The organism is Candidatus Electronema sp. JC (genome assembly GCF_048287365.2).
Taxonomy (GTDB): Bacteria; Desulfobacterota; Desulfobulbia; order Desulfobulbales; family Desulfobulbaceae; genus Electronema.
In genome coordinates this window covers 22,154-44,929 of sequence record NZ_JBLWEM020000061.1, presented here as the reverse complement: position 1 = coordinate 44,929, position 22,776 = coordinate 22,154, and the positions used below count along the sequence as shown (strand labels likewise).

Here is a 22,776-nt window from a genome sequence, read left to right as displayed (position 1 = left end):
CAGATGAAACCGGGCCGCAGATGCGTTATGATGAGCAGGCGGAACAACTATCAACCACAGAGCATCATCATGAGCAAAATACGACTGGCATTGATCGCGGGCGGCACCTCCGGCGAGCGCGATGTTTCCCTGCGCGGGGCGGCAGGGGTGGAGCAGGCCCTGAACAAGGACAAATACGAGGTCACGCGCTACGATCCGGCGACCGACCTTGCCCGGCTGGCCGCAGACGCGTCTGAGCTGGATGCGGCCTTCATCCTCCTGCACGGCATCGGCGGCGAGGACGGCACAGTGCAGGGAATGCTGGAATTGCTCGGCATTCCCTACCAAGGCTCCGGGGTTTTAGGCAGCGCGTTGGCGATGGACAAGAATCTTGCCAAAACCATGTACAAACTGCATGGCCTGCCAGTGGCGGCCTGGGAGATGGCCGAGAAAGCGCATTGCGTTGATCCGGCCCCGCTGCTGGCCAAGCTGCGCCTGCCGTTAGTGGTCAAGCCGGTGCGGCAGGGTTCCTCGCTGGGCATGTCCATCGTCCGGCAGGCGGAGCAGTTAGCTGCCGCTTTGGCCAAGGCTTTTCAGCACGATAGCGAGGTAATGGTCGAGGAGTTCATTGCAGGCCGGGAAATTACGGTCGGCGTGCTGGGCAACGAGGAGCTGACCGCCCTGCCGCTGGTGGAGATCATCCCGGACAGCCGCTTTGATTTCTTCGATTACGAGGCCAAATACACGCCCGGCGCGACGCGGGAAGTCTGCCCGGCGGAAGTCAGCGGGGATGTCCGGCGGAAGGCGCAGGATTTTGGTCTCCGGGCGCACAAAGCCTTGCAGCTGCGCGGATGCAGCCGCACAGACATGATCATCCGTGAGGACGGCGAAATCTTTCTGCTGGAAACCAACACCATTCCCGGCATGACCCCGACCAGCCTCCTGCCGCAGGCGGCGGCGCAGATCGGGCTGGATTTTCCCGCCCTGCTTGACCGGCTGATTGAGCTGGCAATGGAACGATGAGCCGCAACGAACTGACTGTCAGCAAACCTGTCTCTGTTTGGAACAAGAGCATCAGCCTTGAGCCGAAGAAGTTCCTGTTCGGCATTGGCAAGGCGGCACTGAAAGGCGCATCGCTTGACTTTGGCGGTGTTGCTGAAGTCGCCTTGGACACTGTTGATGCCGCCGGTTTGCGGGAAAAGCCTGAAGAGCTGGCTTGGCTGCTGATTTACCGCGCTTTGACCGCCGCTCTTTCTGAGCTGGTGAAAAACTACTCCGACCTCTTCCGCAATCGCCCGGAAGAAGCGGAGCTGGAAACGCTTTCCGCCCGCTTTGAAGCGGAAATGGGCCGGGCGGAGGTGACTATCAGCCCGAAGTTCTTCAACCGGCCTGGCGAGCTGCCTTTGCTGAAGAGTTTGCAAGGCCCGCTGGCCGCTTGGCTGCATGGCGTGGGTGCCAAGCAAACGGATGCGGAACAGATTGCCTGCCATCTGCCGACTTTCTTTGTCTTTGCTCTGGAAGAAACATGGCGCAAAGCTCCGTCGGACTACGCCGCCTTAACCCAGCATTTCGCCACGCCGTTCACCAAGGCTACGGAAGAAATGCGGAGCTGGCGGCTCTACAACCAATGGCTGCAACGGCAAATCAGCGAGCGGATGTTTGAAGAAGCCTTTGGTGTGGAAAAGGTTTATGTGCCGCTGCGGGCGTATTACGAGGAAAAGGAGCGGGACGAAGAACGCAGCCCGGAGCTTGCGCCGCAGCGGGACAAAGTGAAACAGATTGTGGTGGATCTGGAAGACGAGTTCCGCAGCTGGCTGCACAACTTCGCGGACGGCCCGGCAGTGCGCTTTATCAGCGGCGGGCCGGGTTCGGGCAAGTCCACCTTTGCCAAGATATTCGCCGCCAAGATCGCCAAAGAAACCGACATTCCCTGCTTGTACATTCCCCTGCACCGCTTTAATGCCACAGACGATCTGATCACGGCTATGGAGAACCATATCAGGAATAATCCATTCCTGAATGAAAATCCGCTTGATGCCAAGACTGGCAAAGACCGTCTGCTGCTCATCTTTGACGGCTTGGACGAACTGGCTCTGCAAGGAAAGGCGGCCTCGGAGACAGCAAATAATTTTGTCGATGAAGTGCTGCGTTGCATTCATGAAGGCAACAGCTATGGCAAGCATCGGCAGGTCATTATCGCCGGGCGGACTATTGCGGTGCAGTCGGTGGAAACTAAACTGCGGAAGCACAAGCAGATAACTCATGTGCTGCCGTATTTTGTCGCAGAAAAGGAGCGGCAGCAATACCACGACCCGGACGGCCTGCTGATTGAAGATCAGCGGCAGCGATGGTGGCGGCAGTACGGCGCGGCTGCGGGCAAAGGCTATGCGGGCCTGCCTGCGGATTTGGCGCGGAAGCATCTGGATGAGATCACTGCCCAGCCGCTCCTCAACTATCTGGTCGCTCTCAGCTATGACAGTGAGAAATTCACGTTTACCGATGAGACCACGCTGAATGAAATTTATGCTCATCTAATCAATAAAGTCTATTGCCGCCAGTACGAAGAGGGAGGCCGGGTAAGCACTTGCGCGGGCGGGCTGGATGAGAAAGACTTTATCCGGGTCTTGGAGGAAATCGCTCTGGCGGTCTGGCATGGGGACGGGCGCACAGCCACGGTTGCCGGGATTCGGGAAAAGCTCAAGGCAGGCGGCATTGAACGCTATTTAGAGCAGTTCCAAGAAGGGGCAAAAGCGGGCGTGACTCGTCTGCTCACCGCCTTCTACTTCCGGCAAAGCGACATCCGCCAGGACGGCGATCCGACCTTTGAATTCACCCATAAGAGCTTCGGCGAATACCTGACTGCCCTGCGCATTGTCCGCCTGTTGCGGCAGATGGAGAAGCAACGCAGACGGCGGCAGGAAGACCCGGATGACGGCTGGTCGGAAAAGACGGCTTTGCAGCAGTGGACTGCCTTTTGCGCCGTCACGTGGATGGATGAAGACCTGCTGCGCTTTATCAGCAATGAGTTCCGGGCGATGAAGCAGGAGGAGCTGCTGGCCTTGCAGGCTATGGTGCGCGAGCTGCTCAGTTACACCATCAACCAAGGTTTGCCTTTCCCTGACGAGTTTAAGGGCAAAGGCTTTAAGGAGCATTTACGTTTGGCTCGTAATACGGAAGAGGCTTTACTGGCCGTGCATTTTCATATTGCCGAGCTGACCAAGCAGGTTTCAAGGTTAGAGCTGGAATCAAATGAAGCCTTCGGAGATTGGATTTCGCGGTTGAAAGGAATGTATGGTAGTGTATCTTGGTTAGGATTTTTAGATTTATCTGTCTATAATCTTAGGATGCAGAATTTTTATGGGGAAAATTTTTTTATGTCATCTTTTAAAGATACACAGTTAGCTTATTCGATTCTTATACATGCAAATTTGAACGGAGTAAATCTTGAAAATGCGGATATCTGGAGAGCCAATTTGCAACGTGCAAGCCTTAAAAAAGCGAATCTCAAGTATGCAAACCTTCGTTTGGCTAATTTGCAAGACGCAAATCTTGAAGGGGCCAATTTTGAGGGAGCGGACTTAGATGGTGCTATTCTCACCGGCACCATTTTGGAAAACAAGGAACGGTAGGGGCGAAAAATTTTTCGCCCCTACATGCCACGGCAGGAAACCCGGCAACCGTGCATGAAACTTTTTCATCTATGCACATGGGGGAATCAGAACTATGTACATAGATGGGTCTCGCATAAGCACATAGATGAACCTCGCATAAGTGCATAGACGAACCTTGCATAAGTGCATTGCCGTGTCCCTGCACCGTGCTATGCAACCATGCCTTTTAATCCTGAAATCCGCCGCCGCCGCTCCATCGGCCTGCCAAGCTGCGCCGGGCAGTCCCGTCCGCCCCTTTTCCGCAGAAAGTGCTTCCGTAAAACCGCCGGACATGTTTTATTCTTCCTGACAGCAAAGGTTGCAGCAAGAATCATTCAGAATGAGGCGATCATGGGTTTTCAGTGCGGCATTGTCGGCCTGCCCAACGTGGGAAAATCGACTATCTTCAATGCCTTGACCGCAGCGGCCATCGCGGCGGAAAATTATCCTTTCTGCACCATCGAGCCGAACGTCGGCGTGGTGCCGGTGCCGGACAAGCGGTTGGACATCCTCTCCGCCTTGGCCAAGACGCGCAAGACCGTGCCCGCGCAGATGGAGTTCGTCGATATCGCCGGGCTGGTCAAGGGAGCCTCGCAGGGCGAAGGGCTGGGCAATCAGTTTCTCGGCCATATCCGGCAGGTGGACGCAGTGCTGCATGTCGTCCGCTGCTTTGAGGACGAGAACATCGTCCATGTGGACGGCTCGGTGGATCCGATCCGTGACGTGGAAGTGATCTCGATGGAATTAGTGCTGGCCGATCTGGACAGCGTGAGCAAGCGGCTGAAGAAGACGCAGAGCCAGGCCAAGTCCGGCGACAGGAAGTTTATCGAGGAAGCAGCGTTCCTTGAGCAGCTCCAGGCCGCGTTGGACAAGGGCCTGCCTGCCCGCACTGTCGCAGCGGGAAGCGAGCCGCAGCAGGAGTTGCTGCGGGAACTCTGCCTGCTCACCGCCAAGCCGGTGCTCTACGTGGCCAATGTCAGCGAGGCGGACATCGCCGCAGGCAATGCGCACGTGGAGAAGCTGAAGGCTTTGGCGGCGCAGGAAGGGGCTTCGGTGATTATGATCGCCGGGGCGATTGAACAGGAACTGAGCCAGTTAGATGCGGCAGAACAGAAGGAATTCCTTGCCGACATGGGCTTGGAGGAGCCGGGCCTGCACCGCCTGATCCGCGCCGGTTATGAGCTGCTTGGCCTGATCACCTACTTCACGGTGGGCGAGAAGGAGACACGGGCGTGGACGATCACCAAAGGCACTGCCGCTCCCGGCGCGGCGGGCAAAATTCATACTGATTTCGAGCGCGGCTTCATCCGGGCGGAAGTGATCGCTTATGACGACTACGTGGCCTGCGGCTCCGAAGCGGCGGCCCGCGACAAGGGCCTGCTGCGCTCGGAGGGCAAAGATTATGTGGTCAAAGACGGCGACTGCATCTTGTTCCGTTTCAATGTCTGAGTAAAGGCCGGGGCGCGGCGCGCCGGAAAAAGGGCGAGGGATATGGAAAAAACAGCGAAACGCGAAATGATCGGCTTTGAGGGCAAGGTGCTCTTGGACACCCTGCGCCGCCTGCACCGCCGGAGCGCGACAGAAAACATCCTCCGGCTGGTGCTGAAGACCCACCCGGCGGATCTGGCCTGGGTCTTCCGCTCGCTGACTCCGGCGGAGCGCAAGTTCATCTTCGAGATCATCGCGGGCACCGAGCTGGTGGCCGAGTTCTTCAGCGAGCTGGACGACTCCATCCTGTTGGAGCTGGTGGCGGATCTCACCCCGGTCTATCTGGCCGAGGTGGTCGGGAAAATGGCCCCGGACGACGCGGCAGACCTGCTGGAGGCGATCCCGGACGAGCTGGCCGCCGCTGTCCAGACCTGCATGAAGGGCGACGACCGCGACGAGGTGGAGGAGCTGCTCAAGTACGACCCCTCCACCGCAGGCGGGATCATGTCGCCGGACTTCATGTATCTGGACGAGGAGCTGACCGTGGAGGAGGCAATCCGGCGGGTGCAGAAGCGGAGCGAGGACAAGGAGATGGTCTTCTACCTCTACATCACCTACGGCGACGGCCAGCTGGCTGGCGTGCTTTCCCTGCGCGAGCTGCTTCTGCATCCCGCCCACCGCCAGCTCAAGAACATCATGAACGCCAGCGTGATCTCCGTGACCACCGACACCAGCCAGAGCGAGGTGGCGCACATGGTCTCGCAATACAACCTGCTCGCTGTTCCGGTTGTAGATGCCTCGTACAAGCTGGTGGGTATTGTCACCGTGGACGACGTGATTGATGTCATCCGCGAGGAGGCCACCGAGGACTTCCTGCAAATGGCAGGCGCGGGCAAGGACAATGAAATCCTGCTCAAGCCCCTGCACCAGAAGATCATGCTCCGCGCCCCGTGGCTCTTCGCTTCGTGGATCGGCGGCGTGGCGGCGATGTTCATCATCAACAGCTTTGGCAAAGAATTGCAGCAGGTGCTGGCGCTGGCCTCCTTCATGCCGATCATCGCGGGCATGGGCGGCAACATCGCCACTCAGTCCAGCACGATCATTGTCCGGGGCATGGCCACAGGCCGGGTGAGCATGGCCCAGTTCGCCCAGATCGTGGGCCGCGAGGGCGTGGTCGGCGTGGTGCTCGGCCTGCTCTTCGGCACGCTGCTCGGCCTCGCCGCCTCCTTTCAGTACAGCAGCCCGGCCTATCTCGGCGCAGTGGTCGGCATCTCGGTCTGCGCAGTCATGATCATGGCCGCCAGCCTCGGCACTGCCGTGCCCATCCTGCTCAAACGCTTTCAGGTGGATGCGGCCATCGCCACTGGCCCGTTCATCACCACCTCCATCGACGTGCTCGGCATCACTCTGTATTTCTCGGTGGCCAAATACCTGCTTCATCTCTGATCGATCATGCGCTTTTTACGCGGCACTGATGGCCGAGCTGGCCGAGGCCCGGTCGGCCTGCTGCTGGCCTTGGCCGTCCTGTATCTGGCTTGGCACACCTTCCGTCCCGCCGAGGTCGGGCGGCTTGATCGCACCGCCGAATCCCGCCCGGTCACGCCGAGGAGCGATCTTGGCGCGGACGAACAAAACACCATCGAGGTTTTCAAGACCGCCTCGCCTTCGGTGGTCTTCATCACCTCCATTGAGGTGCGGCGCGGTCTGTTCAGCCTCAACATCTACGAGATCCCGCAGGGCACCGGGTCCGGCTTCATCTGGGACCAGCAGGGCCGGATTGTCACCAACTACCACGTGATCTCCGATGCCAGCCGAATTGAGGTCACGCTGGCTGATCATTCGACGTGGAAGGCGGCCTTGATCGGCGCGGCCCCTGACCGCGATCTGGCCGTGCTGCAAATCGCCGCGCCTGCGGAGAAGCTGCGTCCGATCATGGTCGGCGAGTCCGAGAACTTGCAGGTCGGCCAGAAGGTCTTCGCCATCGGCAATCCCTTCGGCCTTGATCAGACCCTGACCACCGGCGTGGTCAGCGCCTTAGGCCGGGAGATCAAATCCGTGACCAACCGCACCATCCACAACGTCATTCAGACCGACGCGGCCATCAATCCCGGCAATTCCGGCGGCCCGCTCTTGGACAGCGCGGCCCGGCTGATCGGCGTGAACACGGCCATTTACAGCCCGTCCGGCGGCAGCTCCGGGGTGGGTTTCGCCGTGCCTGTCCACGAGGTCAACCGCGTGGTGCCGCAGATCATCCGTCACGGCAGGCTGGTGCGGCCCGGCCTCGGCATCAGCGTTGTCAATCAGCGGGTGGTCGAGGAGCTGGGCTTGGAGGGGGTGCTGGTGCTCAAGGCCGAGCCAGGCTCCTCGGCGGAGAAAGCGGGCCTGCGCGGCACCAGCCAGGTGCGCGGCGGCCTGATCCTCGGCGACCTCATCGTCGCGGTCAACGGCAGGCCAGTGACTGACTGGAACCAGCTCCGCGACGAGCTGGAGAAACATCAGGCCGGAGAGGCCGTCACGCTGACCCTGCTCCGCGATGAACGGCAGGTGGAAGTGACTGTGACGCTGGAGGCGATGTGACAGTATGAACAAATTTCCGGGGGCCGACGGTCTGGCCGACCGCTGCACTAGGCAGTTCGATCTGATCTCTTCTCTATGACACCATCATGAACACGCAACGAATATCTTTGGACTTTCCTGCCGACATTCTGCTTGCCTTGAATGAGACCGAGAATCAGCTTGTCCAGCGCATCAAGCTCGCCTTGGCGGTTCAGCTCTACAAAGCGCAGAAGCTCACTGTTGGCAAGGCAGCGCAGATTGCCGGACTCTCACGGTTGCATTTTGAGACTGCGCTGGCGGAAGACAATGTTCCAGTGTCGAACTTGACAGCGGATGAGGTGATGGATGACATCGGCAAGCTCCAGTAAGAAGAATGGACTGGTCATTGCCGACTCTGGAGCAATCTTTTCGCTGGCTGTGCTTGATCAGCTTGAGCTGCTGCATGTGCTGTTTGATGATGCAGCTATTCCAAATGCGGTCTGGGAGGAGATCACGCTGGACAGAACGGTCAGTTTCTACGGAAGGATGCGCAGCTTCTTCAAGAAAAGGGTGCGTTCTGTCACAGGAATGAACGCCCTGACTCCATTGATGGATTACGGAAAATATAAGCACCTGCTGGATGCCGCTGAACCGGCTATGACTGAGGAAAAACCGTTTGCCGCTCAGTTGTCTGTCCTCAGATCAAGAAAGCGGGCAACCGGAACATCGAAGATGACAGCGAGTTTCTTGGCCGTCGCCAGACTTATCGCCCGCCTGCCGCGCTCCATATTGGAGACAAGCTGCCTTGGAACACCGCCCAGCCGTTCGCCAAGCTGGGCCTGCGTCATTTGCTGATTCTCCCGGTAGATGCGCATGACATCGCCGGGAGAGGCGGCGGCTTTCGTTTCCTTGTACCATTTGGTTTCCGTCACCTCGACGCATTCATCATCATCTTCCGAGAGTTTCAGCCTGCTGCCGTATTCGCTCCGCAGCACGTCAAGCAGGCGGGGCGGAATCTCTCCTTGGATGCGGATGTCAGTACGGGGCGTTTTCACGAGAGCCTGCATAATACACCTCAATCTCTATGGTTCCTTCTTCCATGCGCCAGCAGGCCACCCATTTGCGGGCAAGGTGGCAGTGGTATCTGTCTTCGGAGAGCTTGCTGTAGTTCGGCCAGCGGTGCGCCACAGGGCCGCCGTCTTTCAGGTCGTCAATCAGCACTGCCAGCTTGGCGATGTTCTTCAGGACGCTCTTTTTGACGAGGACTTTGCAGGGCATACATTCACTGTATGCAATTTTTGATTACAAGGCAAGCCGAACGTGAGGAATGGGGTGCGAATGCGAAAGGGACAGTCACTTCCCCGCCTTGGCCATAACCCAGCATACGAGCACCCACTGGATGGGGTGCGGAGGCATATCCAGTTGACATATCCCTATCATGCGCTATACTGCAAAGTGAAGCTGAACCCGCAATGCTCACAAGGAGGAAGTCTAATGATTTGCGCCCGCACCAAAATCTTCACCAGCAACAGAAGTCAGGCTGTCCGTCTGCCGAAAGCTGTTGCTTTTCCTGATTCCATCAAAGAAGTGGAAATCATCGCTGTCGGCGGCAGACTGATTATCGCTCCGGCTGATCAGTCGTGGGATGATTGGTTTGACGCGCAGGGCTGCTCCAGCGATTTTATGGAGCAGCGCGAGCAGCCGGAGGATCAGGAGCGGGAGATGCTGTGATGCTGAAATACATGCTTGACACCAACATGGTGATTTACACCATGAAGAATCGCCCAGAGCAGGTCAGGCAGCATTTCAAGCAGCATCAGGGGCAGATGTGCATTTCCTCGGTAACGCTTGGCGAGCTGATCTACGGCGCGGAATGCTCGCAGCAGCCGGAGCGCAATCTTGCGGATATGGAAGCGATGGCCGCGCGGCTTGAGGTGCTGCCGTTCGATAACAGGGCCGCCAGTCATTTCGGTCAGGTGCGGGCAGAGCTGCGCCGCGCTGGTCAGCCCATTGGCCCGTATGACATGATGATCGCCGGTCATGCCAGATCGCTGGGCCTGATTCTGGTGACGAACAATCTCAAAGAGTTCATCCGAGTGCAAGGGCTTCGCCTTGAAAACTGGGCAGCATCTCAGTGAACAACTGAATCCCTGTCATTCCAGTTGATAACGGTTAAAGCAGTTATCTTTGCAAATTCACGGTCAGCCGTGACTAAAGCCGCACCCTTCTGCATCGCCATTGCCGCAATGACCGCATCTGGCAGTTTCAAGCGATGCTGTTGACGCACTGCGATGATCTTCTCAATCAAGGCCGCATCCTCGGCAGCAAGGCCAAGCACCTCCACGCGCTGAAGGAAGTGCTGAAAAAGCTGGTGGTCTGCTTCGGTCAGGCCGGAGAAGGCAAGGAACTCAATCCGGCTGATCACTGAAATGCCAATCCATTCAGCCTGCCGGAGGAGTTGGATAAGCCGGACATCGCCTTGCAGCAGGGCAACTATGGCGTTGGTGTCTAACAGACAGCGTTCACCACTCATCCCGCAGGCTCCTCTGCATTGCCGCCGCATCGCCTTTCCATGTCAGCCGCCCGGCCAGATCAGAGAAATCATACTGCTGGCGAGGGATAGCCGTAGGATTCAGCACCAGCACAACCTGCACCTCTCCCGGAGCAAGCCGGGTGGGAATGTCGAGGCAGATGCGGCCTGAAGCGTTGACGGTGGTTGTGAGTTCAAGGATTTCCATAGTGGCTGTCGGCACAGAACGCAGATCGGAGTGAGGAACGAACCCTGACACAAGGCAGGTTGGCTTTGCCTTGCGGATCCCAACCTGCGGCGGTCATGCCTCCATTGTAGCATGGCTGGTCGCAGAGGCAAAGGTTTTTCGTCCTGCATCTTCTTCTTGGAGAAGGCTGCCTTTCACTTTCACTTCCCCGCCTTTGCCATCACCCAGCACATAAGCACCCACTGGATGCCGCTGAACCAAGCGATGAGCAAGACGGTAAGGAAATAGTCAAGCGGTTCGCAGTAGGCTACTTTAGACAGCAAAGGGCAGGGGTATTGCCCCCGCCCTTAAATCAGCTTTGCTCTTGCTGGGCAAAGAAAGGATCAGGGGCGATGCGCGACAACTTCAGTCAGTCCGCTGGTGACGCGCAGAACGTATTGGCTTGGATTTTTAATGATCGCTGACAGGTCAAACTGGAGCCGCTCACTGAGTATGGCCTTGCAGGGATCGTCGTTGGCATTGTGGGACAGACGTAGCACAACCTGCATTGGCTTTGATTTAAGGAACATGCCATCCCAGTCCAGTTGGAATGTATGAGGTGCGCAGCCCCCGCCGTAGCGCACGTCAATGATCAGCTTGTCGCCTTTCAGGCCAGCAGACTCAATAGTGATAAAATCATCGCCAATGGGTTTCTGTTTCAGTGTCGGCGTTCTGATGGTCAGCAAGGATTGCAAGGATTCGCCGCATCTGGTGCTGATCCGAATGCCTTGCAGCCACTCTGCTTGAGGAACCGGAGCAGAAAGCTGGAAGGTTTCAATGGCGGTGGCGACAGAGCAGGAAGGCGAAGGGGCTTGGCCATGCAGAATGAAATCTTGGATGCCATCGACCGGCGGCATGACGGACACTTGGATGCCGTCCACCGGCGGCAGGGCGTACACCATGCTGGACAGCGAAACATCCCGCCAGCCCAATGTGGGGGCGCAGGCGAGGACATGCAGCGTGGTGTTGCCGCCTGCGTTGTCAAGGTCAGCGTCAATCAGATTCAAGCAAGCAGTGTTTGTTTTCATGCAGCCCTCTTGTGGTGATAGTTATATATCCAGCCGATGCTGGGATGTGTTGCCTATCTTGTTGCGGAGAACGAACTCAACAAGGCCGTCCAATCCCAGTTTCTCTCGTGAAAAAGCAACCTGCATTGGTTCAAAGGCACCTTTGCAGTTGTCAGACTTAATTCGATAGACAGTCACCAAGTATGGCGGCTGGCCTGTGAACCCTTTGTTGACATCAACATAGAAGCTGTCTTCCCCTGTGCAGCCTCCGGTTGCAACAGTAATAATCAGCTTCTCTGGTGTCAGTTCAACTCCGTGCAGAACCTCCTCAACAGGGAGAAGGGATGTTTTATCCTCGGTGAAAAATTCTGTCGGCATTTCATCTGTTCCTGCTTTAATATACGCAAATTTCGCTGAAGATGCAGCCGATTTTGCCTTCATGGCGGCAGCAAAAAGAGGAGCAGGGGAAGGAGCCGCCACGCTGGAAACGAGGCTGGCAATCTCGCCAACCACCTCAACAAATTTGACCAGATTCTGCAATGTCTCAGCAATCTTGGTCACATCGCCAATCGTCGTGAGCAGTTCATCGTTGATTTCTTGCAGCGATGCTGCATGACTTTTGAACTTTTCAGTATTGGCATCTATTATGCCCTCAACTATTTTGCGTTGACAGGCATCAAGAGCATCACGAGTGACATCCAACTGCTTCCTTTCAGCGGTGCCACTATCAACACTGGAACGAAGCTCATCCAATTTGGCGATTATCGTGCCCGTGATCCGAATAGCGTCTTGCTGGGTGATTACATCAGACATGATTTGAACCTCCTTTTACTGCTGAATATCTTTGATTGCATCAGCGATTATCTTCGCTTGTTCCGAGAATGCCTCCATTGCCGCCACAAGTTCAGCTAAATCTTCAGGAGATTTGCGATCTTTTTTGGCATAGCTGACTAATTTCTGGTGCGCGTCGTTCATCTCCTTGAAACCAGGCCCTGGCAAAAACGCTAAGTTCTCCCAAACGTCTTCAGCTTCTTTTATTTTTTCCGCAGCCGCTTTCAGCTTATTTGGATCATAAGCAGGCTTCCCCTCCTTATCAGTCTTCTTCAGCTCTTGATTGTATTCATCCGTTGCCAGCACACGGGCCTGAGACAGCGTGGACTTCTGGCGTGCGCGGATTGCAGCCATATCATCTTTGAGTAATGCTATTAATGACGACACATCCTTCTCGGACAGAAGGATTGCTTTTTTCAGTGCTTCTTCAACCTTGGCATTCAGCACAAGATTGGTCACTTCACCGGCAATAGTTGCAAAGGCTCCGGCTTTTGTTTTAAAATCGCTGGAAGGTGCTTGTTTAAGAGAAGATGACAGCTTCAGCAGCGCATCATCAAGTGAGTTCACAGCTTGTTTAGCTTCATCGGGCGCAGCACTGTTTGCCAGTTTAAAGAGCAGCTCACCGTGTTTTTTCAAAGCATACAGCGCATCCATGCGGGCGGAAAAATCATTATCCTCTATGAGGCGGGTCTCATTCAGGAGCAGAAGGTCAATCTTTTTTCCTTCCGCAATGTGTCTGTCAATAAGGGCATCGCGCTCCCTCTTGTTGACAGCATAATATTCATTTCTGGTGCCTTCAGTGACAACAGCCGTTGCCGTCTGAAACTTGCTGATTGGGTCTTTATAGGCAGAAGGTTTGGCACACCCACTCAGCAGCAATAAGCTGGCAACCGGGACTATCATCACTCTTTTCGTCAGCTTCATGGCTTGCTCCTCGTTGAACTTTTATGAGCGTAAAATTCGTTAGATTAAGGTGAGATGTTACCCCCCCCCGTGGTACTTGTCAAGAAAATACTTCGCCCGGTTGGAAAATAATCCAAGGTCGCCTCCTGTTCCGCCCATCTTTCCTGTTGACAAAAAACGCCACGCTTTTTACCATGCGTGTTCAGGCAGTTTCACGCTCATGCTGCGCAGTTATAAAGACGGGCGCAAACCCCTCGCTGCAAACTTGCCGCAGCGCAGGCGCAGCCTGTCATGCGGCATGGCATGTTGATAATGCGCCCTGTGCTGCTTCCTGCGCGGTGGAGAAAGCATTCCATGCGGCACGTCACGCTTCACTTATGGCGCGGAACGCTTTCCCCGGCGCAGGGCACACGTCACATGCGGCATTTCACGCTTGCAACGTGACGTGTCACGCTTTCCGTGAGGCAAAGCAAACATGCGGCGCGGCATGTCACGCTTGCCGAGCCTTTCGGAACGCATTCAACGTGACATTTCAAGTGTTCCGCGAGCCGGAGCAAGTGTGAAGCACGGCACTGCAAGCATTCCCAAAGGCATTTGCGGCTGCAAACACGGCGTTGCAGCTTGAAATACATCCAGCAAAAACAGCGCAGGAGGCAATCATGGCACGTTTTCCCAAGCGAGAAGCGGACATCAGGACGTTGGTGCAGAATATTATCGCCGGTTTGACTGGCAACCCCGACTTTCCCAATCCGCCGTTCACCCCGGCGCAGCTGCAAGCCTTCTTGGACAACGTGACCGCTCTGGAAGACAGCCAAGTTGCAACTCAAGCCGCAGCTCAACAGGCCACCGAGGCCAAGCAGGGCGGGATTGATGAGATGGTTTCGGCGGCAAAAAGCGTTCTCAGCTATGCGGAAGACGCGGTGAGCGGCAATGATGCCAAACTGGCCGCTTTGGGCTGGAGCGGCAGGGCGGAGCCGACCCCGCTGCAAGCTCCGGGCCAGCCGCGCTCCTTTGAGGCAGCCAAAGAAGGGCCGGGCTGGCTGACTTTGGACTGGAAGAAATCCCCGGACGGCGGCAAGGCGGCCTTTTACCGGGTCGAGCGGCGCAAAGCTGCGGGCGGCGAATGGGCGATGGTCGGCACAGCCTTGGAAGCTGAAATCACCCTCAACAGTCAGGAGCGCGGCAAAGAGTGGGAGTACCGCGTGATTGCGGTCAACAAGGCGGGCGAAAGCGGGCCGAGCAACACGGTGGCGGCGGTGCTCTGAGCGGCGGACGGCTGTTTCCCTGACCCTGCTCCGCGATGAACGGCAGGTGGAAGTGACCGTGACGCTGGAGGCGATCTGACGCAAGCCAGCGACGGCCCGGCATGTGACAGCATGGTGTCACATGCCGGGCTGGTACATGCAGGCTCCTGCGCCATTTTTTTAATACACGGAAGAACTCATGTTTCCCTGCGCCCCTCGCAATGTCCTCGTCCGCTCCACCAACTGGATCGGCGACGCGGTGATGACCACGCCCGCGCTGCGCACCATCCGCAGAAACTTTCCTGAAGCCCGCATCACCCTGCTGGCCCTGCCGTGGGTGGCGGATGTCTTCGCCGCCTGCCCGCATCTTGACCGCATCGTTCTCTATGACAAACAAGGGCGGCATCGCGGGCTGCGGGGCAGGCTCCGTCTTGCCGCCGAGCTGGGGGCGGAGCATTTTGATCTTGCCATTCTCCTGCAAAACGCCTTTGAAGCCGCGCTGATCACCTGGCTGGCGCGCATTCCGGCGCGGGCGGGCTACACCACTGACGGACGGGGCCTGCTGCTGACGCACGGCGTGCGGAAAGCCCCGGACATCGGCAGCAGGCATCAGGTTGCATATTATCAGGAAATGCTGGCAGGATTGGGGCTGCGGCGCGGCCCGGACAAGCTGGAGCTGTTTCTCAGTCCGGCGGCGGCGGGGACAGCGGCGAAGCTGCTGGGACAGGGCGGCGGCAGGCCGAGACCGGTCATCGGCCTCAATCCGGGCGCGGCCTACGGCCCGGCCAAACGCTGGCCCAGCGCGAAATACGCCGAGCTGGCCGCCCGGCTGGCGGCGGCGACAGGCGGGCTGATCGTGGTCTTCGGCACCAAGGCCGATCAGGCGGCGGCGGCGGAGATATCTGCCGCCGTGCAGGGGCAGGCACTGGATCTGACAGGCAGAACCTCGCTGGCCGAAGCGGCGGCCTGCATCGCCCGCTGCGATGTCTTTGTCACCAACGACTCCGGCCTGATGCACGTGGCCGCCGCCCTGAACACGCCCTTGGCAGCGGTCTTCGGCTCCACCGACCACATCGCCACCGGCCCGTTCTCCCAGCGGGCGGCGGTCATCCGCCACCCGCTGCCGTGCAGCCCCTGCCTGAAAACCCATTGCCCGCAGGGGCATCTCCGCTGCATGGAATTGGTCAGCGTGGAGGAGACGGCGCAGGCGGCTTTGCAGCTACTGGCCCGGTGATCTGCTGGAAACCGTCCTGCTTCAGCCAGCCGCGTCCGCCGCTCTCGGCCTGCACCAGCACATAGCCGCCATGCTCCTTGGCCGGGCGGACCAGCTCGCCCTCTTTGACATTGCCGACCGGCTCTGCCCCGGCAAATGGGGAGAGCAGCAGACTGGCCTCAGCCAGCACGACCCCGTCCTGCCAGTGCTGATAGCGCAGCCAAGCCGCAGGCAGCGGCAGCAGCGCGGCGGCAAGCAGGGCGGCGTTGCAGCGGCAGGCCCACGGCAGGCGTTTCCGGCCCAGCAGTCCGGCAGCCAGCGTGGTCAGGCTGAGGAGGGCGAAGGCCGCGCCGGAGAGCAGCAGCCACTGATCCGCACCCAGCAGCCCGGCCAGCCGCTCCGGCAGCGGCTGGTTGCGCAGCAGGCCCTTGTCGTGGCGGAGCTGACGCAGACCGGCCCGCAGCTCCGCTCGTCCGGGAGCCAGCAGCAGGGCGCGCTCATAATGCAGCACGGCCAGCCCGGTCTCTCCGGCAGCGGCGTGGTGTTCCGCGAGATTGGCCAGCTGCTCGGCGGAACTCTCCTGCGCCGGAGCAGCCTGACTCAGATGAGCAGCGGCAGGCCCGGCCAGCAGCAGGGCCAAAGCCGCTCCCGCAAGAATGCGCTGAAAATATCTCATGCCAGCTTGGCCAGCTCCTGCCGGGCGGTGCGCAGCATGGCTTCTATCTCGGCCCGATCCAGCGGCTCGCCAGCGTAGCCGCTTCGCTCCAGCCGGGCGAAAAGCGCCAGCAGGGGCGAGTCCGCAGGCAGCCGCTCCTGTAAATCAGCGGCGGTTATCGCTTCCGGCGCACGTCCCCAAGCCGCGCCCGCCCAGACCCGCACCGCCTCTTGGCAGCTCCGGCGGAACCGCTCCTGCTCCGACGCGGCGGCGGCTTGCCGCATCTCCCGGAAAAGCCGGGCCAGCCGCCGTTCCGCCTGCCTGCGAAGGACAAGGCCGGGACAGCTCTCCTCATGCCGACGGCGCAGGTCGAGCAGCAGCCCGGCAGCCAGACAGCCGCCTGCTCCGGCCAGCAGCAGCCGAAACCAGCTCCGGCTGTAGAGCGGCTCAATCTGCCAAACCAGCTCGTCGGCCAGCACCACGTGCTTGTTCAGCTTTGGCGCGGCAGGGGATTTCCGCTTCAGCGGCGGGGGCTGGACGGGCGGCGGCAGCTCGTTCGGCTTGTCAGCCTGCTGAAGGCGCAAAGGCACCGGCTCGCTGGTCAGGGTGACGTAATCCCCGGCAGCCGGATCGAAAAAGGAGAAACGCAGCGGCGGCACAGCGGTCAGTCCGGGGCTGACCGGCACAACCGCCTGCTCAAAGCTCTTCTCGCCCTTGCCGCCGGGCAGCTCGCGCAGGCGGGCCGAGGCCGGATAGACTTTCCAACCCGCGCTGTCGCTCAGATCCGGAGTCTGCACCCGGTCAAAGTTGCCCTTGCCCGCGATCTTCATTTTCAGCGTGACCGGATCGCCCAGCCGCACCTCGGCGGGCGAGGCCGCCACCGCCAGACTGAAGAGGCCGACCGCGCCTTTGAAATCGGCGGGCCGGTTCTTCAACGGCAGGGGCAGCACGGTCACAGCCTGCTCCGGGCTGGTGAATTTCATCTCCCGGCGGGTGTGGCGGTCAAAAAAATTGCCGAAAAAAGGATCGTCAAACAGGCTGCCGCCGGAACGAGGCTCCGGCACCAGCAGATCGGCCTCGACCTGCGCCGACAGCGCGGCAGGCCCGTCTTTGACCGCTGACAGCGCGCCCTGCCAGGTGAGGACGATGAACAGTTCGCCCTCATGCGCCTCCTGCTGCTGCGTCGGCTCCTTGTCCAAACTGTGCAGCAGAAAATTCTCTCCGGTCAGCTGGGGATCTGTTTTGAGATGCAGCCGTCTGCCGGGCCGGAAATAGGCTTTGACTGTGAACGGCACTAACTGTCCGGCGTAGAAGCGTTCCTGCTCCGGCAGAATCCGCAGGAAGCCGATGTCCTCGTCCGCCTGTTGCGCCGCACCGCCGCCCTGCGCCGGGCCGACTGTGCAGCGCAGCGGCTGAGTGCTTCTGGTCACGCCGTCCGCCGTGACCTTGACCGGGCCGATGGTGTGCTCGCCCGGCTGGTCCGCCTGCACGGCAAAGCTGAAGGTCACGGAGGTCGATCTGACACTGTTGATCCAAGTGGTCTGACTGCTTTGGCCTAAAAAATGGAAACGCAGCCCCGCAGCGGCGGGCAGCTCCGGCTCGGCGGAACTGCTGCCGGTGACAGTGATCCGCAGCTCCGCCTCCTGATCCACGGCAAATGCTGCCGGGAGGAGTTCCGCCGTGACCTCAATCTCCGCCGCCCAAACCGCCGCTGTCCAGCAGAACAGGCAGCAGAGCAGGCAAAGCCGCGCCGCTGCGCTGGCCGAGGCCCTCACCAATCCCTTCCGCCGGTCGGATCGGCAGCCTCCTGCGGGATGAAATTCAGTTCGCCCTGCTCGCCCTTGAGGCTGTCGAGCAAAATGCGCGCCTCCTCCTGAGTCATTCCGCCCATGATTCTCTCCTCCTTGCTGTTCTGCTCCCCGGCAGGCGGCGGCGCAGTCCCGCCTTGTTCTGACGGCACCTGCGGCTGCTTCTTGCCAGCTTGGCCATCGGTCTTTTTGTCACCTGCGTCTGGCTGCGGCGCGTCTGGCGGCTGGCCTTCCTGCTGTTTGTTGTCCGGCTTGTTCTGCTGCTCTTTTCCATCGCCAGAGGACGGCGGCTTTTTGTCTCCGCTGCCGTCTTGATTTTGTTCTTTTTGCTGCCGCTCTTCGCCGCCGCTGTCCGGTTTCTGCTGCTTCTGCTCCTGAAGCCGCTTCTCCAATTGCTCCCGTTTGGCCTTGACGATGCGCTGGCTGCGGGCCGCTTTCTCCTTTTTCGCGGCATCCGGCAGCAATCTGGCGGCAGCGGCGAACGACTGCTCGGACTGCTTCAGCCGCTCGACCGCCTGCGGCAGCGCGCCTGCCTGCTCCTCTTTCGCGCCCGCATGATGCAGACTGAGGCCGCGATTGAAATAGCTCTTGCCTTGCAGCTCCACATCGTCGCTGCGCAACGCCTTGGTGAAGGCCGCCGCCGCCTCGTCATGCCGTCCCTGCTGATGGAGGCTGGCACCCAAGTTGAAATGCAGCACAGGATTGCCGCTGTCCTTGGCCAGCTCCTGCTGATACCATGCCGCCGCCTCAGCGTGCCTGCCTGACCGGTAAAGGTCGCCGCCTTGATCAGCCCGCGCAGGCAAGGCGGCGAAAAGGCAGAGCAGCAGCGCAGCCGCTGCCTCCTGCTGTTTTTTCTTCCGCCGTCCGGCAGTGAAAATCAGGGGCAGGCGCAGCCTGCGGCGGCGGCCTATAAGCAGAAAATCCGCGCTGAAGAGCAGCACCGCCGCTGCCAGCGGCCATTGAAAACGTTCCACCGGCAGTCTCTTTTTGCGCGGAGCCTGCTCGTTCTTGGGCAGCAAGGCCAGCTTGCGCTCATAAACGCTGTCCAAACCCTCGCCCATGCTGCCCAGCGGCGTGTAGCTGCCGCCGGTCGCTTCGGCCACGGCGGTCAGGGTCTGCTCGTCCAGCCGTGAGGTGACAAAAGCCCCGCTCGCATCTTGAACAAAACCGCCGGTCGGCAGCGGAATCAGCTCGCCCTGCGGCGTGCCGACTCCCACCGTGTAAATAAGCATTTTTTCCCGCGCCGCAAGAGCCGCCGCTGGCAACGCGTTCTTGTCCAAATCCTCGCCGTCGGTGAGCAGGATGAGAATTTTGTGATTGCTCTCGCCTGCCAGAAACCGGACTGCGTCCTCAATGACTTGGCCGATACTGGTGCCGCCATTAGGAACTGTTTCTGTGCTCAGGGAGTCAAGGGCGGTGTTGAAGGCATCGTAATCCGTGGTCAGCGGAAAACGGAGGAAGGCGGTGCCCGCGAAGGGCATCAGGCCGATCCGGTCGCCGCCTTCCAGTCTGGCGGTGAAATCGCGCACAGCCAGTTTGGCCCGCTCAAGGCGGCTGGGCTTCATGTCCGGAGCGAGCATGGATTTGGACACGTCAACAGCGATGAGCAGGTCAACGCCTTTGCGCCGCAGCTCGACCCAGCGGCTGCCCCACTGAGGCCGGGCAAGGGCGGCGCAGAGGCAGGCCAGCCCCAGCACGAAAAGGGCCTGCTTCAGCCGCCGCCGGGCCTGCGAGACGTTGGCGGTGAGCAGCGGCAGCAGATGCGGGGCGGCGAACTTGGCCAGCTCCTGTTTCCGGCGGCGTGTCCGCAGTGCGAAAAAAAGAACTGCCGCGCCGCAGACCGGCAGGCCGACAAGAAGCCAGAAAGGTTGAGCGAAGGAGGGCATTACGGCAGAAAACCAAGCGGATCAAGCTTTAGGCGCGAAGGGCTTGAGCAGCTCTTTTTTGTCAACATTCGCCCAAGCGGTCTGGTAGGTGATCTTGCCCGCCTGAAGCAGTTCGATGATCGAGTCGTCCATCAGCTTCATGCCGGAGGTCTTGCCCATCTGCATGGTCGAGCGGATCTGGAAGGTCTTGTTGTCCTTGATCAGATTGGCGATGGACAGATTGCCGATCATGATTTCGACCGCGAGATGCATGGTCGCGCCGTCCGCGCCGGGCAGGAGCCGCTGGGTGAAGACCGCCTTCAGCGACTCGCTCAACATCGCCCGGACTTGGTTCTGCTCGCCTGCCGGGTAGGAGTCGATGATCCGGTCGATGGTCTTCGGCGCGCTGGAGGTGGAGAGCGTGCCGATGACCAAATGGCCGGTCTCGGAGGCGGAAATGGCCAGCGAAATTGTGTCCAGATCGCGCAGCTCGCCGATGACGATCACGTCCGGGTCTTGGCGCAGGGCGCCTTTGAGGGCGTTGGCGTAGGCAAGGGTGTCGCGGCCGAGCTGGCGCTGATTCACCGCCCCTTTTTTCAGCGGGTGGATGAACTCAATCGGGTCTTCAACCGTGAGAATGTGGTGGGAATGGTGGCTGTTGATGTGGTCGACCATCGCCGCCAGCGTGGTGGTCTTGCCGTGGCCGGTCGCGCCGGTGACAAGGATGATGCCCTGGTGGTTCTCCAGAATGCGGCCCATCACCTCTTCCGGGATGCCCAATTCCTTGAAGGTGGGAATCTTGCCCGGTATGACCCGGAAGATGCAGCTCATGCCGTTGTTGTGCAGCATCGCGCTGCCCCGGAAGCGGCCCAGCCCCTCAATCGAGTGGGCGAAGTCGAGCTGCATCTCCTCGCGGAGCACGCGCTGCTGCTCCGGCGTGAGTATCTCCATGATCACCTTGCGGCAGCTCGCGTCGGTGAGCGGCTGGCTTTTCAGCCGGATCATCTTGCCCAAACGCCGGACCATGAACGGCTCGCCCGGCAGCACGTGGATGTCGGAGGCCTTGAGATCAACCGCCGCCTTGAACACCTTGTCTAATATCGCCATGAGAACGCTCCAAAGTGGAAGTCATGCGCATACTGTACCACAGGCTGCGGCGGAAGGGAACCCGCCAGGGACGGCGGCAAAAGAAAAGGCGGAGCGCGGCCTGCCGGGCCGCTTCCGCCTCGCGCAGCCTTTGTCAGGCAGCTCCGGCTACTTCTTGGTCATGTCCGGCGGCGGATTGAGCAGCACTTTGGAGCGTTCCGGGTTGGACTGCTTGCGCGTGCTGGCGTGCACTTCGCCGTCGAGCGCGGCCCCGGACTCGACAGTCAGGCTCTCGGATTTGAGGATGCCGTGAATCGCTGAGGTGGCGTGGACGGTGACGATGTCGGCAGTGATGTTGCCCTCGACCCTGCCGTGACAGATCAGCGTGGCCGCCTCGATGTTGCCGACCACCTTGGCGGTTTCGCTGAGAATCAGGTACTCGCCGCTGATGTTGCCCTCGATTGTGCCGTCAAAGCGGGCTTTGCCCTTGAAGGCCACCTCGCCTTTGATGACCATTTCCTTGGCCAGCACGCTTTCAATCGGATCTTTATCGTTTCTCATGTTTTTTTTCTCCGGCGGCGGCGCCAGCGGCGCGGCGGCGGGTTCTGGTTTGCTGCTGATTTTTTCTTCCTTGCTGCCGAACAAGCCCATATTTTTTCTCCTCGCCGCCTGTCACATAGGCATTGTGAATGTAAGATCGGCGACGGAAAGATATTTTTCCGGATCAACCGCCTTGCCTTTGTAGTGAACCTCGTAATGCAGATGCGGTCCGGTGGACCGGCCGCTGCTGCCGAGCAGCCCGATTTTGTCGCCCTGACTGACCGCGCCGCCTTTTTTGACCAAGGTTTTGCTCAGGTGGGCGAATAAGGTCTGATAGCCGCTGCCGTGCCGGATGATGACGTAGTTGCCGTAGCCGCCCGCGTCCCAGCCGACCTCCTTGACCACGCCGACGGCGGTGGCGGTGATCGGATCGCCGACGCGGCCCCGGAAGTCAATTCCGGCATGGAAAGCGGGCTGACCGTTGAAGGGGTCAGTGCGGCTGCCGAAACCGCTGGTGATCCGTCCCCGCGCAGGCCGTCCCAGCGGCATCCTCTGAATGGCCTCAATGTAGCGGTCGCTGCGCTCCAGCAGCTTCCGGCTGGCCTTCTCGTCAAACGAGGCGGCAAGGAAGGGGCCGCCGCTGGAACCGCTTTTTTTGCCGACTTTGAGTTCCACGCCGATCCGGCTCATCATGGTCTCGATCATCCGGCTGCGCTCGTCGAGACGGCCTGCGGTCTGCTCCAGCAGCTTGCGCTTGGCCAGCTTCTCGCGCTCCAGCTCGGCCTGCAAGGCGGCGGTTTTGGCCGAGCTGGATTTGACAAGGGCGGCGAGCTGCGCTTCGGCTTGACTGACCGCCTCATTTTTCTCCGCCTTGAGCTGCGTGACCATCGCCTCATACGTGGCCATGAGCTGCCGCCACTTCTTTTCCCGGATGCCCAGCTCGTTCTTCAGTTTGCCGTCGAAATTGGCGTGGAGCAGGTCCAGCTCCTCGGCCTGGCTGGCTGCGGTGTCTTCCAAGGCGTTCCGCTCCTGAAAGAACTGCGCGCCCAGCCAGGTGCCTGCGGTCAGCAGGACAAGCAGAGCGAGCAGGCCGCCGAACACTGCGGCGGCGCGGTCACGCTCGATGACAAGGGAGAAGGGCCTGCCGCGTTCGCCGGTGATGACGATATGAAGCCGTTCGGGAATGGAGGAATAGGCTTTGAAAATCATAAAGACGTGCGGGCTGCGTTCTGCCTGCGGCGGCGCGGCTGCCGGGCTGTTTTTGGCAGTATAGCAG

The 22,776-nt window shown here is 59.6% G+C and carries 24 protein-coding genes; 11 read left to right on the top strand and 13 right to left on the bottom strand.

The features are described 5' to 3' along the window. The first annotated feature begins 69 nt into the window (after positions 1–69). The 6 genes from ACNKH3_RS10005 to ACNKH3_RS09980 all read left to right on the top strand — a co-directional run bounded on the left by ACNKH3_RS10005 (position 70) and on the right by ACNKH3_RS09980 (position 7,981). Complete coding sequence (locus ACNKH3_RS10005) at positions 70–1,002, top strand: D-alanine--D-alanine ligase family protein (RefSeq protein WP_417917231.1); 933 nt, start codon at positions 70–72, stop codon at positions 1,000–1,002. Continuing rightward, a complete protein-coding gene (locus ACNKH3_RS10000) occupies positions 999–3,608 on the top strand; it encodes a pentapeptide repeat-containing protein (protein ID WP_420209124.1) in 2,610 nt (869 codons plus the stop codon). The genes ACNKH3_RS10005 and ACNKH3_RS10000 overlap by 4 nt, the downstream gene beginning before the upstream one ends. 372 nt (positions 3,609–3,980) lie before the next feature. Next, entirely contained in the window at positions 3,981–5,078 is a 1,098-nt protein-coding gene (gene ychF / locus ACNKH3_RS09995) for a redox-regulated ATPase YchF (RefSeq protein WP_417917232.1), read from the top strand. A 42-nt stretch (positions 5,079–5,120) separates the two neighbouring features. Beyond that, positions 5,121–6,503: a magnesium transporter gene (gene mgtE / locus ACNKH3_RS09990; RefSeq protein WP_420209123.1), complete on the top strand. Its 1,383-nt coding sequence runs from the start codon at positions 5,121–5,123 to the stop codon at positions 6,501–6,503. A gap of 6 nt (positions 6,504–6,509) precedes the next feature. Then, a complete protein-coding gene (locus ACNKH3_RS09985) occupies positions 6,510–7,634 on the top strand; it encodes a S1C family serine protease (RefSeq protein ID WP_420209122.1) in 1,125 nt (374 codons plus the stop codon). A gap of 86 nt (positions 7,635–7,720) precedes the next feature. After that, positions 7,721–7,981, top strand: coding sequence for a UPF0175 family protein (locus ACNKH3_RS09980; RefSeq protein WP_417916175.1), 261 nt, complete (start codon positions 7,721–7,723; stop codon positions 7,979–7,981). A gap of 294 nt (positions 7,982–8,275) precedes the next feature. Here the strand turns inward: ACNKH3_RS09980 and ACNKH3_RS09975 are convergent, their stop codons facing one another. Beyond that, a complete protein-coding gene (locus ACNKH3_RS09975) occupies positions 8,276–8,647 on the bottom strand; it encodes a helix-turn-helix transcriptional regulator (protein WP_417916176.1) in 372 nt (123 codons plus the stop codon). Then, positions 8,628–8,870 (bottom strand): hypothetical protein, encoded by a 243-nt coding sequence (locus ACNKH3_RS09970; protein WP_417916177.1) that lies wholly within the window; start codon positions 8,868–8,870, stop codon positions 8,628–8,630. The genes ACNKH3_RS09975 and ACNKH3_RS09970 overlap by 20 nt, the downstream gene beginning before the upstream one ends. Positions 8,871–9,086: 216 nt before the next feature. On the opposite strand from ACNKH3_RS09970, the gene vapB reads away from it, so the two are divergent. Both vapB and vapC read left to right on the top strand, forming a co-directional pair. Further along, positions 9,087–9,323, top strand: coding sequence for a type II toxin-antitoxin system VapB family antitoxin (gene vapB / locus ACNKH3_RS09965; RefSeq protein ID WP_417916178.1), 237 nt, complete (start codon positions 9,087–9,089; stop codon positions 9,321–9,323). Next, the gene (gene vapC / locus ACNKH3_RS09960) at positions 9,323–9,730 is read left to right on the top strand and encodes a type II toxin-antitoxin system tRNA(fMet)-specific endonuclease VapC (RefSeq protein WP_417916179.1); all 408 of its coding nucleotides are present in this window, start codon (positions 9,323–9,325) and stop codon (positions 9,728–9,730) included. The genes vapB and vapC overlap by 1 nt, the downstream gene beginning before the upstream one ends. Here vapC and ACNKH3_RS09955 read toward each other — a convergent pair. Together ACNKH3_RS09955 and ACNKH3_RS09950 are read right to left on the bottom strand one after the other, a co-directional pair. Further along, positions 9,724–10,125 carry a type II toxin-antitoxin system VapC family toxin gene (locus ACNKH3_RS09955; protein WP_417916180.1) on the bottom strand — a complete coding sequence of 134 codons (402 nt, stop codon included), beginning with the start codon at positions 10,123–10,125 and terminating at the stop codon, positions 9,724–9,726. The genes vapC and ACNKH3_RS09955 overlap by 7 nt on opposite strands. After that, complete coding sequence (locus tag ACNKH3_RS09950; RefSeq protein WP_417916181.1) at positions 10,115–10,330, bottom strand: hypothetical protein; 216 nt, start codon at positions 10,328–10,330, stop codon at positions 10,115–10,117. Before ACNKH3_RS09950 ends, ACNKH3_RS09955 begins: the two co-directional genes overlap by 11 nt. Before the next feature lie 111 nt (positions 10,331–10,441). On the opposite strand from ACNKH3_RS09950, the gene ACNKH3_RS09945 reads away from it, so the two are divergent. Next, entirely contained in the window at positions 10,442–10,597 is a 156-nt protein-coding gene (locus ACNKH3_RS09945) for a hypothetical protein (protein ID WP_420209121.1), read from the top strand. Positions 10,598–10,692: 95 nt separating this feature from the next. On the opposite strand, the gene ACNKH3_RS09940 is transcribed toward ACNKH3_RS09945, so the two are convergent. From ACNKH3_RS09940 to ACNKH3_RS09930, 3 genes are read right to left on the bottom strand one after another with little or no spacing between them, the layout of a single operon-like run. Continuing rightward, complete coding sequence (locus ACNKH3_RS09940; RefSeq protein WP_417916182.1) at positions 10,693–11,376, bottom strand: hypothetical protein; 684 nt, start codon at positions 11,374–11,376, stop codon at positions 10,693–10,695. A 21-nt stretch (positions 11,377–11,397) separates the two neighbouring features. Beyond that, the gene (locus tag ACNKH3_RS09935; protein ID WP_417916183.1) at positions 11,398–12,168 is read right to left on the bottom strand and encodes a hypothetical protein; all 771 of its coding nucleotides are present in this window, start codon (positions 12,166–12,168) and stop codon (positions 11,398–11,400) included. A 15-nt stretch (positions 12,169–12,183) separates the two neighbouring features. After that, complete coding sequence (locus ACNKH3_RS09930; protein WP_417916184.1) at positions 12,184–13,110, bottom strand: hypothetical protein; 927 nt, start codon at positions 13,108–13,110, stop codon at positions 12,184–12,186. A 638-nt stretch (positions 13,111–13,748) separates the two neighbouring features. On the opposite strand from ACNKH3_RS09930, the gene ACNKH3_RS09925 reads away from it, so the two are divergent. Both ACNKH3_RS09925 and waaF read left to right on the top strand, forming a co-directional pair. Then, the gene (locus ACNKH3_RS09925) at positions 13,749–14,354 is read left to right on the top strand and encodes a fibronectin type III domain-containing protein (protein ID WP_417916185.1); all 606 of its coding nucleotides are present in this window, start codon (positions 13,749–13,751) and stop codon (positions 14,352–14,354) included. A 178-nt stretch (positions 14,355–14,532) separates the two neighbouring features. After that, positions 14,533–15,567 carry a lipopolysaccharide heptosyltransferase II gene (gene waaF, locus ACNKH3_RS09920; RefSeq protein WP_417916186.1) on the top strand — a complete coding sequence of 345 codons (1,035 nt, stop codon included), beginning with the start codon at positions 14,533–14,535 and terminating at the stop codon, positions 15,565–15,567. On the opposite strand, the gene ACNKH3_RS09915 is transcribed toward waaF, so the two are convergent. From ACNKH3_RS09915 to ACNKH3_RS09890, 6 genes are all read right to left on the bottom strand, one after another. After that, on the bottom strand, positions 15,518–16,222 hold the full coding sequence (locus ACNKH3_RS09915) for a hypothetical protein (RefSeq protein ID WP_420209120.1): 705 nt from the start codon (positions 16,220–16,222) through the stop codon (positions 15,518–15,520). The two genes, waaF and ACNKH3_RS09915, sit on opposite strands and share 50 nt — an antisense overlap. Next, positions 16,219–17,976: a BatD family protein gene (locus ACNKH3_RS09910; RefSeq protein WP_420209119.1), complete on the bottom strand. Its 1,758-nt coding sequence runs from the start codon at positions 17,974–17,976 to the stop codon at positions 16,219–16,221. The genes ACNKH3_RS09915 and ACNKH3_RS09910 overlap by 4 nt, the downstream gene beginning before the upstream one ends. Then, positions 17,973–19,895, bottom strand: a complete 1,923-nt coding sequence (locus ACNKH3_RS09905; RefSeq protein WP_420209118.1) for a VWA domain-containing protein — start codon at positions 19,893–19,895, stop codon at positions 17,973–17,975. The genes ACNKH3_RS09910 and ACNKH3_RS09905 overlap by 4 nt, the downstream gene beginning before the upstream one ends. Positions 19,896–19,916: 21 nt before the next feature. Further along, positions 19,917–20,981, bottom strand: coding sequence for a type IV pilus twitching motility protein PilT (locus tag ACNKH3_RS09900; protein WP_417916952.1), 1,065 nt, complete (start codon positions 20,979–20,981; stop codon positions 19,917–19,919). A 147-nt stretch (positions 20,982–21,128) separates the two neighbouring features. Continuing rightward, positions 21,129–21,611 (bottom strand): bactofilin family protein, encoded by a 483-nt coding sequence (locus tag ACNKH3_RS09895; protein WP_420209117.1) that lies wholly within the window; start codon positions 21,609–21,611, stop codon positions 21,129–21,131. A 21-nt stretch (positions 21,612–21,632) separates the two neighbouring features. Further along, on the bottom strand, positions 21,633–22,709 hold the full coding sequence (locus ACNKH3_RS09890; protein WP_420209116.1) for a M23 family metallopeptidase: 1,077 nt from the start codon (positions 22,707–22,709) through the stop codon (positions 21,633–21,635). Between the last annotated feature and the right edge of the window lie 67 nt (positions 22,710–22,776).